Here is a 21449-nt window from a genome sequence, read left to right on the forward strand (position 1 = left end):
AATACCTTCGAAGATCAGAACACTGTCGATATAGCAGTACTGTTCACCACGTCTCGGTGGGGAGTACCTGGGGTTTTCCGGAGTTGCAACCGCCTCGAGCATGAACCATAGACACCCCGAACCCTCACCGATATCCAGTACATAGCTGTCCTCCAGGAAAATACACCTCAGGGCATCATGATCTGCATAGTGCCGGTAATCCATCACGAGCCTCTCGCGGATCTCATCACCTCGAGAGCGGACCGGGCAGCAGAGACCACACCGGGCCATTGAGGGTGCGCAAGATATCGAGAATCAGACATGTCGCCCAGTTCATCGATTATCGGATCCAACTGTTCGGCAAGCAATCGAAGAGCATCCACCTCTACAGAATCCACTAGAATCGTACCCAGTGCCGTTTCGGGATCAGGAAGCACAGCTGCATCATCGTAGAGAATATTTATGTTGAGATCGAGATCATCATAGTACTTATCGTGCGGATAGATCCGATCGATCCAAACGCGCTGCTGGTACTCACGATCCGCCAACGCGCCAACCGCACTGAGTACCTGGACCCGCATTTCCGGATAACGCACACTCATGGCTGATTCCAGCTCCTCCACTTGAGCCATTCACTGAGGGGAATATGAGCTTCCGGATGGTCTTTGATCGGCTCACCCGGGGGAATCGGTTGCCCGTCTGGACCCAGAACCTTTCCGTCCGTGCGGACGACGACATGATCGACGCGCTGCGACGGATTCGGACTCGAAGGATCACCCTTGTCTATCCGCACGCCATTGCCCTGAGGATTCTCCGGATCGAGCCACCGCTCTCCTTCCTTCTTCCTGTTGGGTTGCCCGGGGCCCCACTCATCCGGGACCTTATCGACTGCTTCCTGTGGAGGAAAGGCAGCCGTCGTTTCCTGGGACGAGTCATTCACAGCGCTGTCGTCGCCGTCGTCGGCTATGTGGACAGCCATTGCGGCGATGGAGGCAATGGCGGCGTTGATGCCGTTGGTGGTGATGTCGGGGATGGCGGTGAAAGCGCCGGACGCCGTGCCTGCGACGACGACAGAGCCGAAGATGGCCAGTAGACGGCTGATGGTGACGGTGTTCTTGATGACGTTCGCGGTGGCGGTGACGATCTCGACGGTGGCTACGGCCCCGCCACCCGCGGCCGCCGGGGCGGCGAGACCGGCGCTGAAGACGGCGGCGACGGCGACGATGCCGACAGTAATGAGGACGGCGGCGGCCATCTCCTTGGTAGCAGCGGCGACGTCGGCCTCGATTTTGTCGCGCATTTCCTGGAGCGCGTCGCGGTGTTCGCCGACCGGTGTGACCAGCGCTGCGGAGGCTTGGGCCAGCATTTCGGCGGCCCGGGTCAAGGTGGTGAGCTTGGACTCGATCTCGGTGATATTCGGGTCGGTACTGCCGGTGAAGGCGGCGTTGATCCCTTTGATCCGATCGGCCGCGCCCGTAATGGTGGCGTGCTTCGCGAAGGCTTCCCACGCGTCCTTGGCTTTGCCGAGCTTGGTGACGTCTCCGTTGGGAATTCTTCCGACCTGTGTGAGCAGCCCGACGACCGCGCCTTCGTCGAGACCCGGGCCATTGTCATTTTTGGCGCTGGTCGGAAGTGCCATCCCCGAGTCGTAGAGTGGTTCCGAGGCGGTGGGCCGGTCCGGTTCCGGTCCACTTGCTCTGGCGCGGTTGGAGTGCCACCAGTTGTAGCCGTTCGCAGCGAGAACGTCGCCGAAGCGTTGGAGGGCGTTGGCCAGGGTGGCGGCGAGGGTGACGATATCGGTGGCGTGTCGGTTGTAGTCGGTGGTCCACTGCAAGGATGATTCGTGGTCACCTGCCATGCCGCCGGACTCGTGCACGAGTGTGCTGAGCAGCGGACCGAGCGCCAGAGTGATGTCGCCCGCCAGCAGGTGGCATCTATCGGCGGCGGCGTAGTACATGCCCGAGTCGATGACCCACGCCATGATTCACCCGCCCTGCAGCATCTTCTTGTTGACGGCGGCGGCGTTGGTGTAGCGGGTATGTGAGGTGCGCGCGGCGTCGCTGATATCGGCCAGGCCGGTGGCGAATTCGCGGGCGCCGGTGGACCACAGACGGTGCGCGTCGCGGTAGGCGTCGGCGGCGACGGTTTCCCAGGCTCCGTCGAGGCCGGCGACCTTGTCGTCGATGAGGTCGAGTTGTTCGGTCAGGTACCCGGCCAGGTTCGACAGACGGGTGATCAGCTGGTCGAGCCGTTCGAGATCGACCGTGAATTCCGGGTTCACAGGTTCAGGCTCGGGAACTGCTGGGCGATACCGTCGTCGGTGGTCTCGTAGGTGCCGGCCTGGACTCCCAATTCGGCGGCCATTCCGTCGAGCGCCTGTAGGATCTTGATGCCGCCGTCGCGGAGTTCGATCCACCCACCACTGAATTCGTCGGAGGCGTCACCCCGCCATCCGTCGGCGAGCAGGGCATCGACTTCGGTGCTCGCCGAATCCAGGCCGGATCGCAGATTCCGGGCGATATCGGCGACGAACTGTCCTACTGCCCGAACCTCTTCCGGCACCACCGTGACATCGCCGGCAGGATTCGGATTCCCCCCTGAATCAACCATCCTGCGAGATTATCAGGACCCACCGGCGGAGAACACCGTCCGGCAAACCCCCTGGCCGCCTATGAGCCGGATCGAATCACCTGGTCAGGTGGTGAGACCCATGCCCGCCGCGAGGTCGGTGAGGACCGCGTCGAACAGGACGTCCGGGTCGCTGACCGGCATCGGGTAGTTCCCGAAGACCTCGAGCGTCACGTGACCGTACAGCCGCACCCACACCGTCATCATCAGATACGCCACCCCGAGATCGAACTTCTCGGCAGGGAACTTCTGATCCGACCCCGCCAGCAATCCCAGCAGTTCCCCCTGGAACGCCAGCAGGTCGGTACGCAACGCTTCCGGGATCGACTCGACCGGCGGAGTGGCCAGATCGTAGGCCGCGAGCAGTTTTCCGGCCGCCTCCAGGAACACCAGGCCGAACGATTCGTCGAAGCGACGGACCGTTCCCTCCCCGTCCTCCGCCGGCGACGCGAACACCAGCGTGAACTCGTTGCGGTGCACCAGCGCCCAGCGCCGGAACGCGCGGCAGATGGCGAACAATCGCACCACACCGTCATCGGGCAGTTCGGCGACCTGCGCGGCGAGGTCTTCGGCCAGCCGGACGCAGATATCGCGGCGCAGCGCGGCGAGCAGGTCTTCCCGGGACGGGTAGTAGCGGTAGAGGGCGGGTGCGGTGATACCCAGCGCACGCGCGATGGCGCGGAGGGTCAATGCCTCCGCGCCGTCGGCGACCAGGAGTTCCGCGGCCACGCGCCGGATGTCCGCGTCACTGACCGCGGGCATCCGGCCCCGCCGCGCGGGGGGTGTCATTCGTAGGCGACCTGCCAGTTCTTGATTCCGTTGAGCCAACCCGACCGTAGCCGAACGGGTTCGGCGACCTGACGCAGGTTCGGCATCGCGTCGGCGATGGCGTTGAAGATCAGGTCCAGTTGCAGGCGGGCGAGGTTCGCGCCGACGCAGTAGTGGGTGCCGGTGCCGCCGAAACCGACGTGCGGGTTCGGGTTGCGGGTGCAGTCGAACTCGAAGGGGTTGGTGAAGTGGTCCTCGTCGAAGTTGGCGGAGGCGTAGAACAGGCCGACGCGCTGGCCCTTCTTGATCTCCTGACCGCCGAGTTCGGTGTCCTGCAGGGTGGTTCGCTGGAAGGCGATCACCGGGGTGGCCCAGCGGACGATCTCGTCGGGGGCGGTGCGGGGGCGTTCGGCGCGGTACAGCTCCCACTGTTCGGGGTTGTCGACGAAGGCCTTCATCCCGTGGGTGGTGGCGTTGCGGGTGGTCTCGTTACCGGCGACGGCGAGCAGGATGACGAACCAGGCGAATTCTTCCGAGCTCAGGGCCTCGCCGTCGATATCGGCGCTCAGGAGCTGGCTGATGATGTCGTCGGCGGGGCAGCCGCGACGCTCTTCGGCGAGGTTCCAGGCGTAGCCCATGACCTGCGCGTTGGCCATCTTGTAGCTATCGGCGTACTCGGGGTCGTCGTAGCCCATCATCTGGTTCGACCACTCGAAGAGTTTGCCGCGATCCTCCTGCGGCACACCGAGGAGTTCGGCGATGGCCTGCAGCGGCAGTTCGCAGGCGACCTGTTCGACGAAATCGCCGCCGCCGGTCTTCTTGGCGTCGTGCACGATCCGCTCGGCGCGCTCGCGCAGAGCGTCGCGCAGGCTCTGGATGGCGCGCGGGGTGAAGCCGCGGGAGATGATGCGGCGGAGTTTGTCGTGCTCCGGCGGGTCGGTGTTGACCAGCATGGCGCGCTGGATCTCGATCTCCTCGCGGGTGATCTCGCCGTTGAAGCGGATCACCGCGGTGTTCTCGTGGGTGGAGTAGACCTCGGAGTTCTTGGAGATCTCCTTGATGTGGTCGAGCTTGCTGACCACCCAGTAGCCGCCGTCGTCGAAGCCGCTGACACCGTCGGGCTGGTCGACCCACCACACCGGCGCGGTGCGGCGCAGTTCGGCCCACTCCTCGATCGGCAACCGGACGCCGAGGAGGTCCGGATCGGTGAAATCGAAATCGTGGGACAGGGACGGTGCGGTCACGGTTCCTCCTCTGGATACGCAGTAACAGGAGTGAACCACACCACACATCATTTGTGAACACCCTTTACTAAATATCGTTCACTTAATCGGTGCGACCGCACCCGGATCGAGTTCGGACAATATCCGGCAAACAATGGATATCGACTCCCGAACTCCGGCCGAAACACCGCACATCACGGGGTTCCGGGCACCGTCACACCCGTCTATCGTGGTAGCGGCATGAGCAGGACTCCCCACAGCCCCGGAGGACGAAGCACATGACCACGATGGAAATGCCGCACGTCAGCGAATGCACAGTGAACAGCTGTTCCTACAACCACGACGGCTGCCACGCCTACGCGATCAACGTATCCGGCCAGAACGGCAGCGCGGACTGCGCGACGTTCATCCCGCTCGCGGTGCGCGGCGGGCTGGACACCGTCACCAGCATGGTCGGGGCGTGCCAGCGCGCCGACTGCGCGCACAACGCGGACCTGGAATGCACGGCCGGCGAGATCCGGGTGGGCCCGGGCGACGCCGACCATTCGGCCCGCTGCATGACCTACACCCCGCGCTGACGGGCCGGCCGGTCACCGGCGCCACCGGCACAGCCCGCATCCGCCGGTGACCGGCCGCCCACGGGATCACCCGAGACCCACGCGGAAGGGACGCGCGCCGGATACCCGGTACCCGGGTACGAGCCGCGACCACCACCACGGGTCGATGCGCGGCCGGGCCCGGACTTCCGAGAATCGGCGCCATGCGCCTGTTTCGCCGTTGCGTCGTCGCCACCACCGCTGCCGTACTCGCCGGGACGCTCGCCGCGTGCACTCCACCGCCGCGCTCGGCTCCGGACTGGCGGCCCTGCGCGGAAGACCCCGCTTACGATTGCGCCACCGTCACGGTGCCGATCGACTGGTCCGACCCGGAGGGCGCGTCCCTCGATCTCGCGCTGATCCGCGACCGCGCCGACGACGAAGCGCACCGGGTGGGCACGCTCGTCTCGCTGCCGGGCGGTCCCGGCAATTCCGGGGTCGACGAGATCCTGCGCGGTGACAAGTTCTCCCCACGGCTGCGCGCGCGGTTCGACATCGTGAGCCTGGATCCGCGGGGCGTGAGACGCAGCCATCCGGTCCGGTGCGATTCCGGGCTGGTCGAGGGCCGCCCGGGCCTGGTTCCGGACGCCGGCGGCAACCTCGACGAGGTCCGTGCCTACTCGCGGGATCTACGGGACAGCTGCCGGGAACACACCGGCCCGCTGCTCGACCATATCGACGCGCTGAGCGTGGCACGCGATATCGACGCGGTGCGCGCGGCGCTGGGAGCCGACCGGATCAGTGTGTACAGCCGGTCCTACGGGACCATGGCCGCGCAGGCGTACCGGGAGTTGTTCCCGGACCGGTTGCGGGCCGCGGTGCTGGACAGCGTGGACGAACACAGCCTGGACGGAACGCAGTTCCTGGCCAGTTCGGCACGGGCGGGCGAGGACGCCTTCACCGAGTTCATCCGGTGGTGCGACCGCGATCGACTGTGCGAGCTGCACGGTGTGGATATCGCCGCCGCGTACGGCGGCCTGTTCGCGGCGGCCACCGAGGGCCGGCTGCGGGATCCGGCCGCGCCGGACCGGCCGCTGGGGCCGCTGGACCTGAGTCAGCGGGTCACGGCTCGACTCGCCGGTCCGCAATGGCCGGAGCTGGCCGGCGAACTGCGGACTCTTCTCGCCGCGCCGCCCGGCCCGGCGGTGACGCCCACCCGGCCGTCGCGGTCGGGCCGTCCGGTCGAATTCGCGACCGTCGCGGCGTGCACCGACTGGGAGTTCGCGGTGCGCGACGACGCCGAATGGCGGGCCCGGTGGCGCGACCAGATCAGGAACGCTCCGACGTTGCGCGCCCATTTCGCCTGGGCGGCGAGCGGCCTGTGCTCGGCGTGGCCCGCCGAACTCGCGAATCCGCCGCACGAGCCGCGCGATATCGGCGGCCCGCCCGTGCTGATCCTCAATTCCCGCCACGACCCGGCCACTCCGCACGAGTGGGCCACCGGTGTGGCCGCGTCGACGCCCCGGGCGATGCTGCTCACCTACGAGGGGTGGGGTCACGGGATATACCCCCGCAGCCGGTGCACCACCGACGCCGCGGACCGCTATTTCCTCGATCCGGCGGCACCGGTCGTGAACACCTGCCCGGCCACCTGACCCCCGCTACCCGCGGATGCGGGCGTTCAGATCCACAGCGGATCGCCGTAGACGACGCCCCGCTCGTCCACGGCATCCGATTTCATCTGGATCTCGGCGTACTGCCGGACCACCGCGGGCCCGATGCATCCGTTGATCACCAGATGTACGTCGTGATAGGAGACCCGGCCCGGTACGCCCGGAACGATCGTCTTCTCGACCAGCGGGACATCGACGACCTGCCCGGGCAGCACCGACACATCGAGACCGAGGGATTCCTGAGTGGTCCCCGTGCCGGCATTGGCGCCGGTGAACTCGGCCCAGCAGCCGACGTGATAGCCGACGTGGAGTTCACCGCCCTCGCCCGAATCCACCGCGCTGTAGGCGACACCGGACAGAAACACCTCGCGCACCGTTCCCGCCAGGTTCAGCGGAGGAACTTTGTTCACCAGTTCGTCGCGATGACCGACGACGAATACCGGCCCGTCGGCGGACTGGAATGTTTTCTCGTGCGGCGGAAGCGATACCACTTCGGCATTTCCCGCCGGTGCGGTCGCGAGAGATACCGCGACCACGGAAACCACACCCACCGCATACGAAAAAAGCCTGCTCGAGGTGAATTTCATGCGGCGAACAGTAACAGAGCGAATGTGCTGGACAGAGCCATATTCCAGCGTGTCGGCGAACCTCTATTCGCCGGAGAGATCGGCGGACAGATCCGCCACCTCCATTCCCTCCGGAATACGGACTTCCTCGATCGGTTCGGGCCGATCGTCGAATTCCAGTCGCAGCGCCCGGCATATCGTCGCGTGCATATCGTAGAGCGTGGTGATGTAGGTGAGTTCCATGATTTCGCGGTCGCCGAGGTGGGCGCGCAGTACGTCGAAAACCGCGTCGGGTACCCGGCCGCCGTCGTAGACCAGTCCGTCGGTGTAGGCCAGGACGGCGCGCTCGAGTTCGGAGAAGCAATCGCTGAGCTGCCAGTGCGGGATCGCCGCGATCTTCTCCTCGGGGGCGCCCAGCGAACGCATCTGCTTGCAGTGCTGGGAGAACACGAACTGACTGCCGCGCGCGTACCCGGCCCGGCACTGGCCGAGTTCGCGCAGCAGCGGGTCCAGGGTGGCGTTGCGGTAGACCCCGAACCCGCGGACCGCGTGCCGGAAGACCTCGGGTGACTGCGCGAAAACGGTCCACCAATCGCCCGGTGTGGCGTGAATGGTGCCGTGATCGACGGCGGGGTCCTTATCGGGCCCGAAGAGCCGGTCGTAGTAGAAGAGGATCTTCTCGTCGGTGACCTCGGACCGGGGCACTTCACGTAAACGCGGCATGGTGGGGTTCCTTCTCGGCTGGGGCGGCGCGGCGGGCGCCGCCGCGGGGTTCGGAGGGTCAGAGACCGGTGAGGATCCGCCGGTCGGCGGCGGTCCTGGGCTCGTGGGAGACGTCGGCCTCGGTGAAAATCCGGGTCCAGCAGGCGAATTCGAGCAGGACACCGTCGGGGTCCTGGAAATAGAACGACCGCACGAACGTGCCCGGGTGGACGTCACGGGAGACGCCGGCGGGGCTGTCGTCGTGGTTGAGCACCCGGCTGACCTTGATTCCCTCGGCCCGCACGCGGTCGTAGTACTCGTCGAACTTCTCCGGCGGCACGGCGAAGGCCACATGGTTCATCGACCCCACCCCGCTGACGAGTTCGCCCTCGTCCGGAAGGCCTTTGGGCGCGGCGAGCCCGGGACTGGCCTCGGGTGCGTCGGCGAGCCAGAAGAAGGCGATGGTGTTGCCGTTGCCGCAGTCGAAGAAGAAATGCTGGCCCAGATCACCGGGCAGCTCGATAGTCTTGATCAGCGGCATACCGAGCACGCCGGAGTAGAAGTCGATGGTCCGGCGCATATCGGAGCACACCAGCGCGAGATGGTTGATCCCGCGTAGTTCGTATTTCGGGTTGGAGGCGTTCATCGCGAATCCCTTCCGCTGGGGTACGACCGGGCCGTTCGCGGGGCGGTGATCGCACCGCTCCGGGCCCGTGAAGTGACTTGACAGTCATGTCATGTTCGGGAATAGTCTGATCCGTGGCGAAGTCATCTGTCAACAGTCCGCCCGCGGCCGTCGAAACACTCACCCCCCGCGGCCGCAAGACGCGTGACGCGCTGCTCGACGCCGCGCAGCGGGTATTCGAAACGGTCGGCTTCCCCGATACCCGGGTCGAGCAGATCGCCCAGGAGGCGGGCGTCTCCTACGGCACCTTCTACCGGTACTTCGAATCGAAGGACGATGTCTTCGGCGAACTGAGTACCCGGCTGTTCGAGGATATGCACCGCCGGGAGCCGGCCACGGCGAACCTCTCCCCCGCCGGGCGGCTCATCGCCGCCAACCGGTCCTACTACGCGGCCTACCGGCGCAACGCGAAGTTGATGGCGATCGTCGAACAGGTGGCGACCTTCAACGAGGACTTCCGCCGGCTGCGCCACGAACACCGCGGCCTGCTCATCGAACGCACCGCACGGGCCATCGCCCGCTGGCAGGAGGAGGGCCTGGTCCATACCGCGCTCGATCCCGAACTGGCCGCGCGCGCCATGTCGGCCATGATCGAGCACACCCTCTACCTGTGGCTGATCCAGGGCGAGGACGCCGACGAGGCCGCACTGCTGGAAACCCTGGACCGGATGTCGCTGGGCGCACTGGGTCTCGATCCCGACGAGGCCGGTTCCAGCGTCGCCCCCGCGCGGGACGAGTCATGACCGCGCCCGTCGCCCCCGGAGCGCTGGACGGCTACCGGGTTCTCGAACTCGGCACCCTGATCGCCGGACCGTACTGCGGCCGGCTCCTCGGGGATATGGGCGCCGATGTCATCAAGATCGAGGCGCCGGACCGCCCCGATCCGCTGCGTGAATGGGGTCAGGCCGAGGGTGGGCATCAGTACTTCTGGACCGTGCACGCGCGCAACAAGCGGTGTGTGAGCCTGGATCTGCGCACTGACGCCGGCCGGGAGGTCTTCCTCGAACTCGCCCGCGACGCCGATGTCGTGGTGGAGAGTTTCCGGCCGGGCACGCTGGAGCGGTGGGGAATCGGCTACGACGTTCTCCGCGAGCGGAATCCGCGGCTCGTGCTCGCACGCGTCTCGGGTTACGGGCAGACCGGGCCCTACGCCGCCCGGCCGGGATACGCCTCGGTCGCCGAAGGTATCAGCGGTCTGCGCCATCTGAACGGATTCCCCGGGCAGGCGCCGCCGCGGATCGCGCTCTCGCTCGGCGACAGTCTCGCGGGGCTGTTCGCCTTCCAGGGCGTCCTGGCCGCGCTGCTGGCGCGGGAACGGTCCGGGCGGGGCCAGATCGTCGACGCCGCGCTCACCGAGGCGGCGCTGGCCATCCAGGAGTCGACGATTCCCGACTATCACAAGACCGGCCATATCCGGCAGCCCTCCGGCACCCGGCTCGACCGGGTGGCCCCGTCGAACCTCTACCGTGCCGAGGACGGGTTGTGGGTGATCATCGCCGCGAATCAGGACACCGTGTTCCGGCGGCTGGTCACCGCCATGGGCCGGCCGGAACTGGCCACCGACCCCCGCTACGCGAACCACAGCGCCCGCGGCGAACGCCAGGACGAACTCGACGAGCTGATCGGCGCCTGGGCCGCCGATTTCACCGCGGCCGAGCTGATCGAACTGCTCAGCGCCCACGATGTGGTGGCGGGGCCGGTGAACACCGTCGCCGAGGTGATGACCGATCCGCAGTTCCTCGCGCGCGGTATCTTCGTCGACCACCCGGATCCGGCGGCCGGCGAGGCGGATCCGGTCCCGGCCAAGGGGGTCGGCGTCGTGCCCCGGCTCAGTGACACCGCGGGCGGGGTCCGCTGGGGTGGCGCGGGGCGTCCCGGCGCCCACACCGACGAGGTGCTGACCGCACTGCTCGGATACGACAGCGACCGGCTGGCACGGCTGCGCGCCGAGGGCACCATCGCATGACGGCGGTGAATATCCGCGAGGTGGGCCCGCGCGACGGTCTGCAGATCGAGGCGCCGTTGCCCACCACGGCGAAACTGGAGTTCATCGACGCCCTGGTGGCGACGGGAGTCCGCCGGATCGAGGCGACCTCGTTCGTCTCACCGCGCGCGATCCCGGCGCTCGCCGACGCCGAACAGGTTGCCGCGCACCTGCACCGCTGGCCCGGGGTCGAGTTCTCCGCGCTGGTCGCGGGGCCGGGCGGGGTGCGGCGGGCATTGGCGGCCGGTGTCACCCGGCTCGAATTCGTCGTCTCGGCCTCCGACGGCCACAGCCACGCCAACGTCGGGCGCGGCAGCGAGGCGTCGGTGGCGCTGCTCGCCCCCATCGCCGAATCCGTCCACGCCGCGGGTGGACATCTCGAGGTGATCATCGCGATCGCGTTCGACTGTCCGTTCGACGGCCCGACCCCACCGGACCGGGTCGCCGATATCGCGCGTCGCGCCGTGGCTGCGGGCGCGGACGGCCTGGCGATCGCGGATACGGTCGGCACCGCCTCACCGGTCCGGGTGGCCGATGTACTCACCCGGGTCCGGGATGCCGCACCCGGTATCGCGGTGGGCATCCATCTGCACAACACCCGCGGCCAAGGTCTGGCCAACGCCTGGACCGCCTACGAGCACGGCGTGCGGCAGTTCGACGCCGCCGCCGGCGGACTCGGCGGATGCCCGTTCGCGCCGGGCGCGAGCGGCAATATCGCGACCGAGGAACTGGTCTACCTGTTCGAGGACGGCGGTATCCCGACCGGAATCGATATCGACCGCGTACTCGTCGCCGCCCGGCTCGTCTCCGATCTGCTCGGCAAACCCGCCACCGGCAGCAACCTGCTCGCCGCCGGAGGTCGCTTGGTTCCGGGCGCCGGCTCCTGATCGCCCCCTGTCCCATCCCCACCGTCGTGGAAGAGAACTCCCTGATGAACGAATTGGCCGACCGTTTCTTCGCCGCTGTCGGCGCCGGAGATACGGCCACCCTGACCGAGCTGTACGCACCGGACGCGCGAATCTGGCACAACGACAAGAACGCCGAGGAGACCGTCCCGGAGAATCTGCGGGTGCTGCGCTGGCTGTCGCGGACGCTGGAGAATATGCGCTACGAGGATATCCGGCGCTATCCGCTGCCCGACGGGTTCGCGCAGCAGCATGTGCTGCGCGGTCATCTACCCGGCCACGGCGATCTCGAGGTCCCGGCGAGCCTGTTCGTACGGGTGGCCGACGGCCGGATCGTCCGTATCGACGAGTACGTCGACTCGGCCGCGACCCGGCCGCTGCGTGAGATCTCCGCTCCGGCACGGGAGCGGTGATGACCCCGGTACAGCGCCCGCAGGGCGATATCGCGGACACCGTGGCGCGGATGCGCGCCTTCATCGACGACGAGGTGATACCCCGGGAACCGGTCCTGGCGGGTGCGGACGAGGCCGCCGGGGCGGCGCTGTCCGGTCTGCGGGACCGCGCGAAGGAACTCGGGCTGTGGGCGCTGGGGCATCCGGCCGAGGTGGGCGGGGGCGGGGTGCCGTTCCTGGATTTCGTCTACCTCAACGAGGTCATCGGCCGTTCCGAATTCGGCCAGCTGGCAGTGGGATCGGTATCCATGCAGGATACCCTGATGCTGCACCGGCACGGCACCGAGGAACAGCGGCGGCGCTGGATCCCGCCGATGGTCGCAGGTGAGATCCTGCCCTCGGTCGGCCTGACCGAACCCGAGGTCGCCGGGTCCGATCCCACGCTCATCGCGACCCGCGCCGAGCTGGTGGACGACCACTGGCTCATCGACGGGCACAAATGGTTCACCACCGGAGCCCGCCAGGCCGCCTACTGCACGGTGTTCGCCCGCACCGAACCGGATTCCACCCCGCGGCATTCGGCGATCAGCGCGATCATCGTGCCCACCGGCACTCCCGGGTTCGAGATCGTCCGGTCCATCCCCACGATGGGGCACGACCCCAGCGACCACTACGAGGTGCGGCTCACCGGGGTCCGCGTGCCCGCGGCGAACCTGCTCGGTACGCGCGGCAAAGGATTCGCGGTGGCACAGGACCGGCTCGGGGCCGGCCGGATCTTCCACGGGATGCGCTGGCTCGGCCAGGCCCAGCGCGCGTTCGAGCTGATGTGCGAGCGGGCGAACACCCGGTACGCGCACGGTTCTCTGCTGGCGGACAAGGGCGAGATCCACCGCTATATCGCCGAATCGGCCGCCGAGATCCACGCGGCCCGCCTGATGACCCTCGACGCCGCCCGCGTCATGGATTCCGGCGCGGATTACCGGGTGCACGTCGGGCTGGTGAAATTCTGGGGTGCGCGGATGCTGCACAACGTGATCGACCGGGCCATCCAGGTACACGGCGCGCTGGGCCTCACCGCCGATACTCCGCTGGAGCGGATGTACCGGCAGGCCCGCTACGCCCGGATCTACGACGGGCCCGACGAGGTCCACCGGATGTCGGCCGCCCGCCGGCTGCTCCGCTCACCGGAGGCGGCGCCGTGGCGGTGACGGCGGATCCGGCCGACGGCGTCCGCGCGCTGCTCACCGAGGTCACCGGCACGACCTTCGCCGATATCGAGATCGGCCGCTTCACCGGCGGCGCGAGCCGCGAGGTGTACGCGGTCGACGCGTACGACGGATCGGGTGAGCGGTTGCGCGCGGTACTGCGCCGCGACCCGCCCGGGCACGGCGATCCGGCGCGGATGCGTGCCGAGGCGGCCTGTCTGCGGGCCGCCGCCGGCGCGGGCGTCCCGGTGCCCGCGGTGCTGGCCGCCGGTGACTCCGCCCCCGGTATCGACGCGCCCTATCTGCTCATGAGCCGGGTCGGCGGGGAGTCCATCCCCCGGAAACTGCACCGGGATCCGGAATTCGAGTCGTTACGCGCCCACGGCGCCGGAGAACTCGGTGCCGTCCTCGGCCGCATCCACGGCACCCCGCTCGACACCCTGGGCATGCTCGGCGACGACGATCCGCTGATGGCGATCGAGCGGATCTACCTGGATCTCGACGACCCGCGTCCGGCGGTCGAAATGGGTCTGCGGTGGCTGCGCGAGAATCCGCCGCGCCCGCGCCCGCGAGCCCTCGTCCACGGGGACTACCGGGTCGGCAATTTCCTGATGGGCCCCGGCGGTGTACAGGCCGTACTCGATTGGGAACTCGCCCATATCGGCAATCCGATCGAGGATCTGGGCTGGCTGTGTGTCCGGGCCTGGCGGTTCGGCGCGGCGGCGCCCGTCGGTGGGCTCGGCACCCGTGAACAGCTGCTCGACGGCTACGCGCGGGCCACCGGGATCCGGCCCGAACCCGCCGAACTGCACTGGTGGGAAGTTTTCGGCACCCTGAAATGGCTGGTACTGAGCCGGTTCCAGGCACAACGCCATCTCGGCGGCGCGGAACGGTCGCTGGAACTCGCCGCGATCGGGCGGCGGGTCTGCGAATCCGAATACGACCTGCTCACCGTGCTGGAACTGGAACTGCTGGACGACCCGGTTCCGGCCCCGGCGCATCCGCCGCGGCACGCCACCGTGCACGACCGCCCGCATCTCACCGAGATCCTCGAACTGGTCGCGGAAACGCTGACCGGCGATATCGCGGGCGCACTCACGCCGGAACAGGATCGACAGCGCTATCTCGCCCGGATCTGTGCCAATCTCCTCGGCACCGCGGCCCGCGAGATCCGCTCCGGTCCCGGTGACACCGATCTGGTGCGGGAGTTGCTCGCGGCCACGGGGTGTGCCGACGAAGCCGGTCTCGCGGCGGCACTACGCGCCGGCGAGCGGTCCGCGACCGATCCCGCGGTCCGCCGCGCGGTCTCCGCGGCCGTGGTGGCTCGCCTCCGGGTGGCCAACCCCCGTCACCTCGTCTGAGATCGCCGGCCGACCTGCTCGAGACCCGAAAGGCTCCGGCGCCACGGTTCACCCGAGCCGAGAATTCCGGCCGGAAACTGACCGGAATCGCCGCTATCGTCATTCGTATCGATCGATCGGAAGGCAGCGAATGACGGATTCTGCACCCACCGCACCGCAGGGCTACACCACTGTCGCCCCCTGGGTCGTCACCGACGACACCGGCGCTTTTCTCGACTTCGCCGCCCAGGTCTTCGGCGGCGAGGAGCTCGGCCGGGTGGCGACCGAAGACGGGAAGATCGGACACGGCGAGATCCGCATCGGCGATACCGTCGTCCTGGCCTTCGATCGGCACGACGATTGGCCGGCCCTGCCGAGCCTGCTGCGGCTCTTCGTCGATGACGCCGACGCGGCCATCGCGAGGGCCACGGCGGCGGGGAGCCGGATCGTCACTCCCGCCGCCGACGACGCTTTCGGGAACCGGGGCGGACGTATCGAGGATCCGTTCGGGAATATCTGGTGGGTCATGACCCATGTCGAGGACGTCACCGAGGACGAGATGTGGCGACGGTTGCAGGATCCGGTCTATGCCGAGACCATGCGGGTGGCACAGGAAACTCTCGACGCCGAATTGAGCGGCCGGGAATCCGGATCCGGTAGCGCACCGGTGCGGCCCGCTGCCGGATGACCCACGGGGACGCCCCGGGGGAGGTGTGCCGGGGTTCGCCCTCCAGCACAACGGGGCCCGCCCGAGGAAGTCGAGCGGGCCCCGTGTGTCGCCCCTCAGGCGAAACGATCGCGGAGTTCGCGCTTGAGAATCTTGCCCGTCACGTTCTTCGGTAGCGCGTCGACGAATTCGACCCGCCGGGGCACCTGGAAACCACCGAGATGTTCGCGGCAGGTGGCGACGATGTCGGCGGCGGTGAGCACCGACTCCTCCCGGGGCACCACGACCGCGCACACCACCTCGCCCCAGGTCGGATCGGCGACCCCGATGGCGGCCGCCTCGGCGACACCGGGGTGCCGGTAGAGGGCCTGTTCGACGGTGAAGGAGGCGATGTTCTCCCCACCGCTGATGATGAGATCCTTCTTCCGGTCGACGATGTAGACGAATCCCTCGGCGTCCTGGCGGACCAGATCGCCGGTCCGGAACCAGCCGTCGTGGAACGCGGCGGCGGTCGCCTCCGGATCGTTCCAGTAGCCCACGGTGACCTGATCGCCGCGCACCACCATCTCCCCGATCTCGCCGACGGCCACATCGGTGAAATCGTCGTCGACCACCCGGATATCGCTGAGCCGCATCGGTTTACCCGCCGAGGCGAGCAGCCCGGTCTCGCCATCGGCGGCCCGCCGGTGCGCGGCCGAATCCAGATGCAGCACATTGCCGGCGAGTTCGGTCATCCCCATGCCCTGGTAGAAGTCGCAGCCGAACCGTTTCAGCCCTTCGCGCAGCACCGCGGCGGGAATCGCCGACGACCCGTAGCCCACCGCCCGCAGGGTGTCGAGCGAATGGCGGTCCAGTTCGGGGTCCTGGAGCAGGAAGTTGATCATCGTCGGAGCCAGTCCCGACTGTGTCACCTGCCATTCGTCCACCAGGCGCAGGAAGGTCGCGTTGTCGTAGGCGCGCAGGAAACCGACCGTGGCGCCGACCAGATGGTTGAGCAGGGTGACGTAACCGCCCACATGGCACAGCGGGAAACAGAACAGGAACACCGTGTCCTCGGGCAGCTCCCACTGCAGCGCCGAGGAGGTGATCCCGGTGAGCAGGTTGCGGTGCGAGAGCATCACACCCTTCGGTGTTCCGGTGGTGCCGCTGGTGTAGACGAGCCACGCCATATCGTCGGGCTCCGGGCGCACGGCCGGGGCGGTGGCCGGCGCCGCGGCGGTGAATTCGTCCCACCCGACGGTTCCCGGCGCCGAACCGAGCGTCACCACCGTGGTCACCGTGGGAATCCGGTCGCGGATATCCGCGATCACCGCGGCGTACTCCTGCGCCACGACCAGCACCCGCGCACCGGAGTGTTCGATCAGCGCGACGATCTGCTCCGGGTGCAGCCGGAAGTTCAGGATCGTCAGCGCCATACCGGCCATCGGGACGCCGTAGTAGCAGTCGAAGTACTCGGTGCAGTTCCCGGCCAGAATCGCCACCCGGTCGCCCGGTTCGGCGACCTCCAGCAGCGCGTTGGCCAGGCGGCGGCCGCGGTCGCGCAGTTGCGCGTACCCGATCACTTCGTCCTCGAATCGCAGCGCGATCCGGTCCGGGTGTTTGCGCGCGCCGTATTCGACGATATCCCCGATCAGCATCCGCGAACTCCTCGAACGAACACCGCGACCGTGAACCGGGGGTTCACCGGATCGCCAGCGGATTGATCGGCGAACCCACGCCGCGCGTGAAATGCAGCGGCGGACCGGCGTAGAAGAAGTCCCAGCGCCCGTCGGCGGCGCAGGCCTGCGCCAGTTCCTCGAAATCGAGCATTTCCGCGAGCGTCATCCCCATATCGCGGATGAGCACCATATGCAGTTCGAACGCGGTTCCCGGATGTTCCCCGGGCATCACCTCGACACCCCAGTTGTCGGAACCGACGACCGCCACGTCCCGCTCCCGCAACCAGGTCGCGCACGCCAGGCTCAGCCCGGGTTCTCCGGCCATGAAACCCGCGGGGTCACCCTCGGCGAGGAACTTCCTACGCCATCCGGTGCGGATGAGCAGGATATCGCCCGCGCCGACCGTCACGCCCTGGGCGGCGGCGATCTCGTCGAGTTCGTCCGGCCCGATCGCGGTACCCGCCTCCAGCCAGTCGACCCCGCGGGCCCGCGCCACATCCAGCAGGACTCCGCGCCCGGCGATACCACCGGACTGGGTGTGGATACCGCATTTATCGGCGCCCTTGACCGTCACGCCCGCGCCGGGGTGGCCGTTGTAGAGCTGCTCGTCGTAGTGCACATGCGCCAGTGAGTCGTACTGCGAGCCGGTCTGCAGCGGCATGAAGACGTAGTCGTCGGCCCATTTGAAACCACCGGGCAGCACCTGTTCCTGACCCGTTTCCGACATCAGCCGGATGGGGTTGATCCGGTTGCCGCCGGGCTGCGGGCCGTCACCGTCGAGCGGGATGCCCAGTTTGAAGGTCTCACCGGTGCGGATGAGCCCGGCGGCGGCCACCACCCGGTCGGCCGTGATGAGGTTCGTGGTTCCCCGTTCGTCCTCGGTCCCCCACCGGCCCCAGTTGCTGACCTTCTGACCCAGGGTGCGCATATCGGGTAGTTCGGGCACCGTTGCCTCCTCGCGGGCATCTCATGACGTGACAGTCATGTCAACTTTCCTCGCCAGTGTGACCGACCGCACTATGAGGTGTCAATAGCGGGTTTCGCAGGAGGTGAGAGTGGATGCGACGCCCGAACCCCGCCCGACGAAGCCGGGTCGCCCCGGCACGAGAAACGGCCGTCCGCGATGTCGCGGACGGCCGTGACGCGGCGGATCGCCCGCTACCTGAACAGCGGGCGGGTATCGGCCGGGGCCGGGATCACCCGGCGGTAGCGATCGCCAGTTCGAGTACGGCATGCAGGAGGACGTCGATGCCGTCCGCGCAGGCCTCGGGCGTCGAGTATTCACGCGGATTGTGACTGATGCCGTCGTACAGTCCGGGTACGAAGATCATCCCCGCCGGGCACAGCGCGGCGATCTCCCCGGCATCGTGCCCGGCGCCGGAAGTCAGCCGCTCACAGCTCATTCCGAGGTTGAATGCATGCTTCTCGACCAGATCACGCATGGCCCCGGGAAACGCCACCGGAGGAGTCTTGGCGGTGACCCGGGAGGTGATCGTGACCCCGGTGGCCCGTTCGACCTCGGCGAGGCAGGCGGCCAGATCGGCTTCCGCGCGCCGCATGGCTGCGCCGTCGGGATTGCGCAGATCCACGGTGAGCAGCGACTTCTCGGGAACGATATTGATCAGGTTGGGGTAGTTGACCTGCCGCCCGACCGTGGCCAGCAGTTGCCCGTACTCCCCCGACTCCACCATCTCGTCGAGCCGCACGGTGATCAGCGCGGCGGCCAGGCCGGCATTGCGGCGCAGCCGCTGCGGTGTGGCGCCGGCATGCGCGGCGCGGCCGGTGATCTGCAGTTCCAGCCAGGTGATGGCCTGCACGCCCTGGACCACGCCGATGCGGGTGTCACCGGCGGACAGGATCGGCCCCTGCTCGATATGGCATTCGAGATAGGCGTGGGGCGCCCGCATGGGAACAGCGACCGCACCGGGCAGGCCGTGCCGGTCGAGTTCGGCGCCCACGGTCACACCGTCGGAATCGGTACGGGCTCGCGCGTCGTCCAGGCCGATCCGGCCCGCGGCCACGGCGCTGCCGAGCATATCGGTGCCGAACCGGGCGCCCTCCTCTTCGGTGAAGATCGCGACCTCGACGGGGTGGGTGGTGGTGATGCCGTGATCGTTCAGGGTGCGGACCACCTCGAGCCCGCCCAGCACACCGAGACAACCGTCGAACCGGCCCGCGGTCGCGACGGAATCGATATGCGAGCCGACCATCACGGGCGGGAGGGTGTTGTCCGAACCGTCGCGCCGGGCATAGATATTGCCGATCCGGTCGGTGGTCACGGTGAGGCCGGCCTCGCGCATCCAGCCGGTGACCAGGTCGCGGCCCGCGATATCGGCATCGGTCAGCGCCAGCCGGCGCACCCCGGTCAATTCCGCGTCCTCGTCGAAATACGCTCCTACCGAACCCAGATCGTCCAGCGAGCGCCACAGCCGCGCGGAATCGACGCGGAGCGAGGAATCGTGGGTGGTCATCTGATTTGCCTCCTACTGCGCGGTGAGACCGGCGCCGGTGACCCGGTTGAAGTTCGCGATATCCGTGGCGCCCTCGGTGGAGATCACCAGCAGGTGGTCGTCCGGCCCGAGTTCCAGCGCCCCGGCGTGGGTCAGCAGACCGGCCAGCCCGGCCGCGCCGCTCTCCCCGGATACCAGTCCGTCGCCGAACATCAGCCGCATCGCCTCCTCGGCGGCGGAATCGGGGACCGTGACGAAGGCGTCGTAACCCGAGGACACGTCCGGCCAGGCGATCACCGACGGTGTCCCGCAGTTGAGCCCGGCCATATTCGACCGCTGCGGTCCGGGAATGGTGGTGATACCGCCCGCTTCCACACTCGCGGTCATACAGTCGGCGTCGGTGGGCTCGACCCCGATCAACCGGGTGCCGGAACGCCCGGCGAAACCGCGCGCGACCGCCGCCGCGAAGGCGCCGACACCGATCTGGGCGGCCACGACCGTGGGCCGGGGCAGGTTTCCGGCGTCGATCTCGTCGAGGATTTCGCCGATCATCGTGGAGTATCCGTCGATCACCCAGGACGGCGGTTCGGTATAGCCCTCCCACGAGGTATCGGAGACGACGAGCGAGTGGGTATCGGCGAGTTCGGCGCTGCGGCGAATGGCGTCGTCGTAACCGCCGGGCACGATTTCGACCTCGGCGCCCTCCGCGGCGATGGCATCGATACGCTCGCGCACCATATCTTCGGGCACGAGGATATGGGCGGCGAGACCGAGCAGCGACGCCATCCGGGCCACGGCCCGCCCGTGGTTGCCGTCGGTGGCCGAGACCAGCCGCAGCGCCGGTCCGGCGGCCAGTTCGGCGCGCAGCTCCGCGAGCCCCATGCCGCTGCCGGCCGGACGGCCGAGGTGGGCGAGCAGGCTCCGGTAGGTGGCCCAGGAGGCGCCGAGGATCTTGAACGACGGCATCCCCATGCGCCGGGATTCATCCTTGGCGTGCACCGATCCCACGCCGAGGCGCGCGGCGGCCGCCGGTAGAGCCGTGATCGGGCTGGGCCGGTAGTCCGGCATGGACCGGTGGAAGCTGCGGCTCTCGTCGACGAGCGAACCCACGGCCGCCTTGGCCACCAACGGATTCCGTACGAGTCGCGGTTCTGACATGGCATTCCTCCCGGGCCTGCGGATAACGGCCTCAGCCTAGAAATTTGTATGACAACTGTCAAGTGACTTAAGTCAAATCGCCCTGATAAGCTGCCGGAGCGTTTCGGCGCGTAATTCCGTCCACCGCTTGCGAAAGGGTTCCGTGATGGTCAGCAGCGCCCCCGGCGATTCCGCGGGTATCGGCGACGACATCTCCCGGATCCGGTCGCGGCGTCAGCTGCACGCGGAGATCCGCGACGCGATCCTCAACGAGTTCATCCTGTCCCGGCGCCTCGGCGCCGGTGAGCGGTTGCCCTCGGAGAGCGAGCTGTCGCGGCTGTTCGGCGCCTCCCGGGTGACCATCCGCGCCGCCCTGCAGAGCCTCAAGGACCAGGGCTACATCCGCATCGTGCGCGGGTCCGGCTCGATCGTGCTGCCGCTGCCCGAATCGATCAGCTCGGGTATCGACCGGCTGTCCTCCTTCGATACCTTCGCCGCGCAGTCGGGCCGGGAGTTCCGCACCGGGGACCTCGAATTCGCCCATATCGACCGCGACGACGACCCGCTCACCGAGGTGTTCGAACCCGGCCCGGTAACGGTGGTGACCCGGACGAAATCGGTCGGGGACCGCAAGGTCGCCCTGATCGTCGACTACGTACCGGAATCGGTGCTGCCGGCCGAGGTGATCCGCCGCCGGTTCGACGGTTCGATCCTGGACCTGCTGCTCGCCGAAGGATTGGCCGAATATTCCGACTGCACCCTGACACCGGTGGTCGCGACCGGCGAGCTCCGCGAGCGGCTCGGCTGCGAGGAGGGCAGTCCGCTGCTGCAGCTCAGTGAGCTCACCCGCGATTCGGTGGGGGGTGTGGTGAATCGCAGCGAGGCGTGGTTGTCGCCGGAGGCCTTCCGGTTCCAGCTGCGCCGCCGCCGCGAGAGCTGAACACGACGCCG

At 68.0% G+C, this 21449-nt stretch carries 23 protein-coding genes; 10 read left to right on the forward strand and 13 right to left on the reverse strand.

The annotated features are described in order from the left end of the window. Positions 1-203: 203 nt before the first annotated feature. The 6 genes from ACZ6SF_RS26265 to ACZ6SF_RS26290 all read right to left on the reverse strand — a co-directional run bounded on the left by ACZ6SF_RS26265 (position 204) and on the right by ACZ6SF_RS26290 (position 4619). A complete protein-coding gene (locus tag ACZ6SF_RS26265; protein ID WP_466065381.1) occupies positions 204-611 on the reverse strand; it encodes an SCO4402 family protein in 408 nt (135 codons plus the stop codon). Beyond that, a complete protein-coding gene (locus tag ACZ6SF_RS26270) occupies positions 578-1960 on the reverse strand; it encodes a hypothetical protein (protein ID WP_466065382.1) in 1383 nt (460 codons plus the stop codon). Before ACZ6SF_RS26270 ends, ACZ6SF_RS26265 begins: the two co-directional genes overlap by 34 nt. Before the next feature lie 3 nt (positions 1961-1963). Further along, positions 1964-2260: a WXG100 family type VII secretion target gene (locus ACZ6SF_RS26275; protein WP_466065384.1), complete on the reverse strand. Its 297-nt coding sequence runs from the start codon at positions 2258-2260 to the stop codon at positions 1964-1966. Beyond that, on the reverse strand, positions 2257-2589 hold the full coding sequence (locus ACZ6SF_RS26280; protein WP_466065386.1) for a WXG100 family type VII secretion target: 333 nt from the start codon (positions 2587-2589) through the stop codon (positions 2257-2259). Before ACZ6SF_RS26280 ends, ACZ6SF_RS26275 begins: the two co-directional genes overlap by 4 nt. 84 nt (positions 2590-2673) lie before the next feature. Then, entirely contained in the window at positions 2674-3396 is a 723-nt protein-coding gene (locus tag ACZ6SF_RS26285) for a TetR/AcrR family transcriptional regulator (protein ID WP_466065388.1), read from the reverse strand. After that, positions 3393-4619, reverse strand: coding sequence for a cytochrome P450 (locus ACZ6SF_RS26290; protein ID WP_466065390.1), 1227 nt, complete (start codon positions 4617-4619; stop codon positions 3393-3395). The genes ACZ6SF_RS26285 and ACZ6SF_RS26290 overlap by 4 nt, the downstream gene beginning before the upstream one ends. Before the next feature lie 257 nt (positions 4620-4876). Between ACZ6SF_RS26290 and ACZ6SF_RS26295 the strand changes: the two genes are divergently transcribed. Both ACZ6SF_RS26295 and ACZ6SF_RS26300 read left to right on the forward strand, forming a co-directional pair. Next, positions 4877-5176, forward strand: coding sequence for a DUF1540 domain-containing protein (locus tag ACZ6SF_RS26295; RefSeq protein WP_466065391.1), 300 nt, complete (start codon positions 4877-4879; stop codon positions 5174-5176). 182 nt (positions 5177-5358) lie between these two features. After that, a complete protein-coding gene (locus tag ACZ6SF_RS26300; RefSeq protein WP_466065393.1) occupies positions 5359-6789 on the forward strand; it encodes an alpha/beta hydrolase in 1431 nt (476 codons plus the stop codon). A 26-nt stretch (positions 6790-6815) separates the two neighbouring features. Here ACZ6SF_RS26300 and ACZ6SF_RS26305 read toward each other — a convergent pair whose 3' ends face one another. The 3 genes from ACZ6SF_RS26305 to ACZ6SF_RS26315 form a co-directional block, all read right to left on the reverse strand. Further along, on the reverse strand, positions 6816-7394 hold the full coding sequence (locus tag ACZ6SF_RS26305) for an MspA family porin (RefSeq protein ID WP_466065395.1): 579 nt from the start codon (positions 7392-7394) through the stop codon (positions 6816-6818). 63 nt (positions 7395-7457) lie between these two features. Beyond that, positions 7458-8096 carry a carboxymuconolactone decarboxylase family protein gene (locus ACZ6SF_RS26310; protein ID WP_466065396.1) on the reverse strand — a complete coding sequence of 213 codons (639 nt, stop codon included), beginning with the start codon at positions 8094-8096 and terminating at the stop codon, positions 7458-7460. Positions 8097-8154: 58 nt separating this feature from the next. Further along, positions 8155-8721 (reverse strand): VOC family protein, encoded by a 567-nt coding sequence (locus ACZ6SF_RS26315; RefSeq protein WP_466065398.1) that lies wholly within the window; start codon positions 8719-8721, stop codon positions 8155-8157. Positions 8722-8834: 113 nt separating this feature from the next. Between ACZ6SF_RS26315 and ACZ6SF_RS26320 the strand changes: the two genes are divergently transcribed. The 7 genes from ACZ6SF_RS26320 to ACZ6SF_RS26350 all read left to right on the forward strand — a co-directional run bounded on the left by ACZ6SF_RS26320 (position 8835) and on the right by ACZ6SF_RS26350 (position 15274). Then, positions 8835-9503 (forward strand): TetR/AcrR family transcriptional regulator, encoded by a 669-nt coding sequence (locus ACZ6SF_RS26320; RefSeq protein ID WP_466065399.1) that lies wholly within the window; start codon positions 8835-8837, stop codon positions 9501-9503. Next, entirely contained in the window at positions 9500-10726 is a 1227-nt protein-coding gene (locus tag ACZ6SF_RS26325) for a CaiB/BaiF CoA transferase family protein (RefSeq protein WP_466065401.1), read from the forward strand. The genes ACZ6SF_RS26320 and ACZ6SF_RS26325 overlap by 4 nt, the downstream gene beginning before the upstream one ends. Further along, entirely contained in the window at positions 10723-11631 is a 909-nt protein-coding gene (locus ACZ6SF_RS26330; RefSeq protein WP_466065403.1) for a hydroxymethylglutaryl-CoA lyase, read from the forward strand. Before ACZ6SF_RS26325 ends, ACZ6SF_RS26330 begins: the two co-directional genes overlap by 4 nt. Before the next feature lie 26 nt (positions 11632-11657). Beyond that, entirely contained in the window at positions 11658-12062 is a 405-nt protein-coding gene (locus tag ACZ6SF_RS26335) for a nuclear transport factor 2 family protein (RefSeq protein WP_466065405.1), read from the forward strand. Beyond that, on the forward strand, positions 12062-13249 hold the full coding sequence (locus ACZ6SF_RS26340) for an acyl-CoA dehydrogenase family protein (protein WP_466065407.1): 1188 nt from the start codon (positions 12062-12064) through the stop codon (positions 13247-13249). Before ACZ6SF_RS26335 ends, ACZ6SF_RS26340 begins: the two co-directional genes overlap by 1 nt. Beyond that, positions 13240-14607, forward strand: a complete 1368-nt coding sequence (locus ACZ6SF_RS26345; RefSeq protein ID WP_466065408.1) for a phosphotransferase family protein — start codon at positions 13240-13242, stop codon at positions 14605-14607. The genes ACZ6SF_RS26340 and ACZ6SF_RS26345 overlap by 10 nt, the downstream gene beginning before the upstream one ends. Before the next feature lie 130 nt (positions 14608-14737). Beyond that, positions 14738-15274 (forward strand): VOC family protein, encoded by a 537-nt coding sequence (locus ACZ6SF_RS26350; protein WP_466065410.1) that lies wholly within the window; start codon positions 14738-14740, stop codon positions 15272-15274. Positions 15275-15369: 95 nt separating this feature from the next. Here ACZ6SF_RS26350 and ACZ6SF_RS26355 read toward each other — a convergent pair whose 3' ends face one another. The 4 genes from ACZ6SF_RS26355 to ACZ6SF_RS26370 form a co-directional block, all read right to left on the reverse strand. Next, entirely contained in the window at positions 15370-16890 is a 1521-nt protein-coding gene (locus ACZ6SF_RS26355) for a class I adenylate-forming enzyme family protein (protein WP_466065412.1), read from the reverse strand. A 43-nt stretch (positions 16891-16933) separates the two neighbouring features. Beyond that, positions 16934-17839: a cyclase family protein gene (locus ACZ6SF_RS26360; RefSeq protein ID WP_466065572.1), complete on the reverse strand. Its 906-nt coding sequence runs from the start codon at positions 17837-17839 to the stop codon at positions 16934-16936. 268 nt (positions 17840-18107) lie between these two features. After that, positions 18108-19382: a M20 family metallo-hydrolase gene (locus ACZ6SF_RS26365; RefSeq protein WP_466065414.1), complete on the reverse strand. Its 1275-nt coding sequence runs from the start codon at positions 19380-19382 to the stop codon at positions 18108-18110. A gap of 12 nt (positions 19383-19394) precedes the next feature. Further along, positions 19395-20519 (reverse strand): diaminopropionate ammonia-lyase, encoded by a 1125-nt coding sequence (locus ACZ6SF_RS26370; RefSeq protein ID WP_466065416.1) that lies wholly within the window; start codon positions 20517-20519, stop codon positions 19395-19397. A gap of 145 nt (positions 20520-20664) precedes the next feature. On the opposite strand from ACZ6SF_RS26370, the gene ACZ6SF_RS26375 reads away from it, so the two are divergent. After that, positions 20665-21438 (forward strand): GntR family transcriptional regulator, encoded by a 774-nt coding sequence (locus tag ACZ6SF_RS26375; protein ID WP_449995590.1) that lies wholly within the window; start codon positions 20665-20667, stop codon positions 21436-21438. The last annotated feature ends 11 nt before the right edge of the window (positions 21439-21449 follow it).

This window comes from Nocardia sp. NPDC049935, from assembly GCF_055586645.1.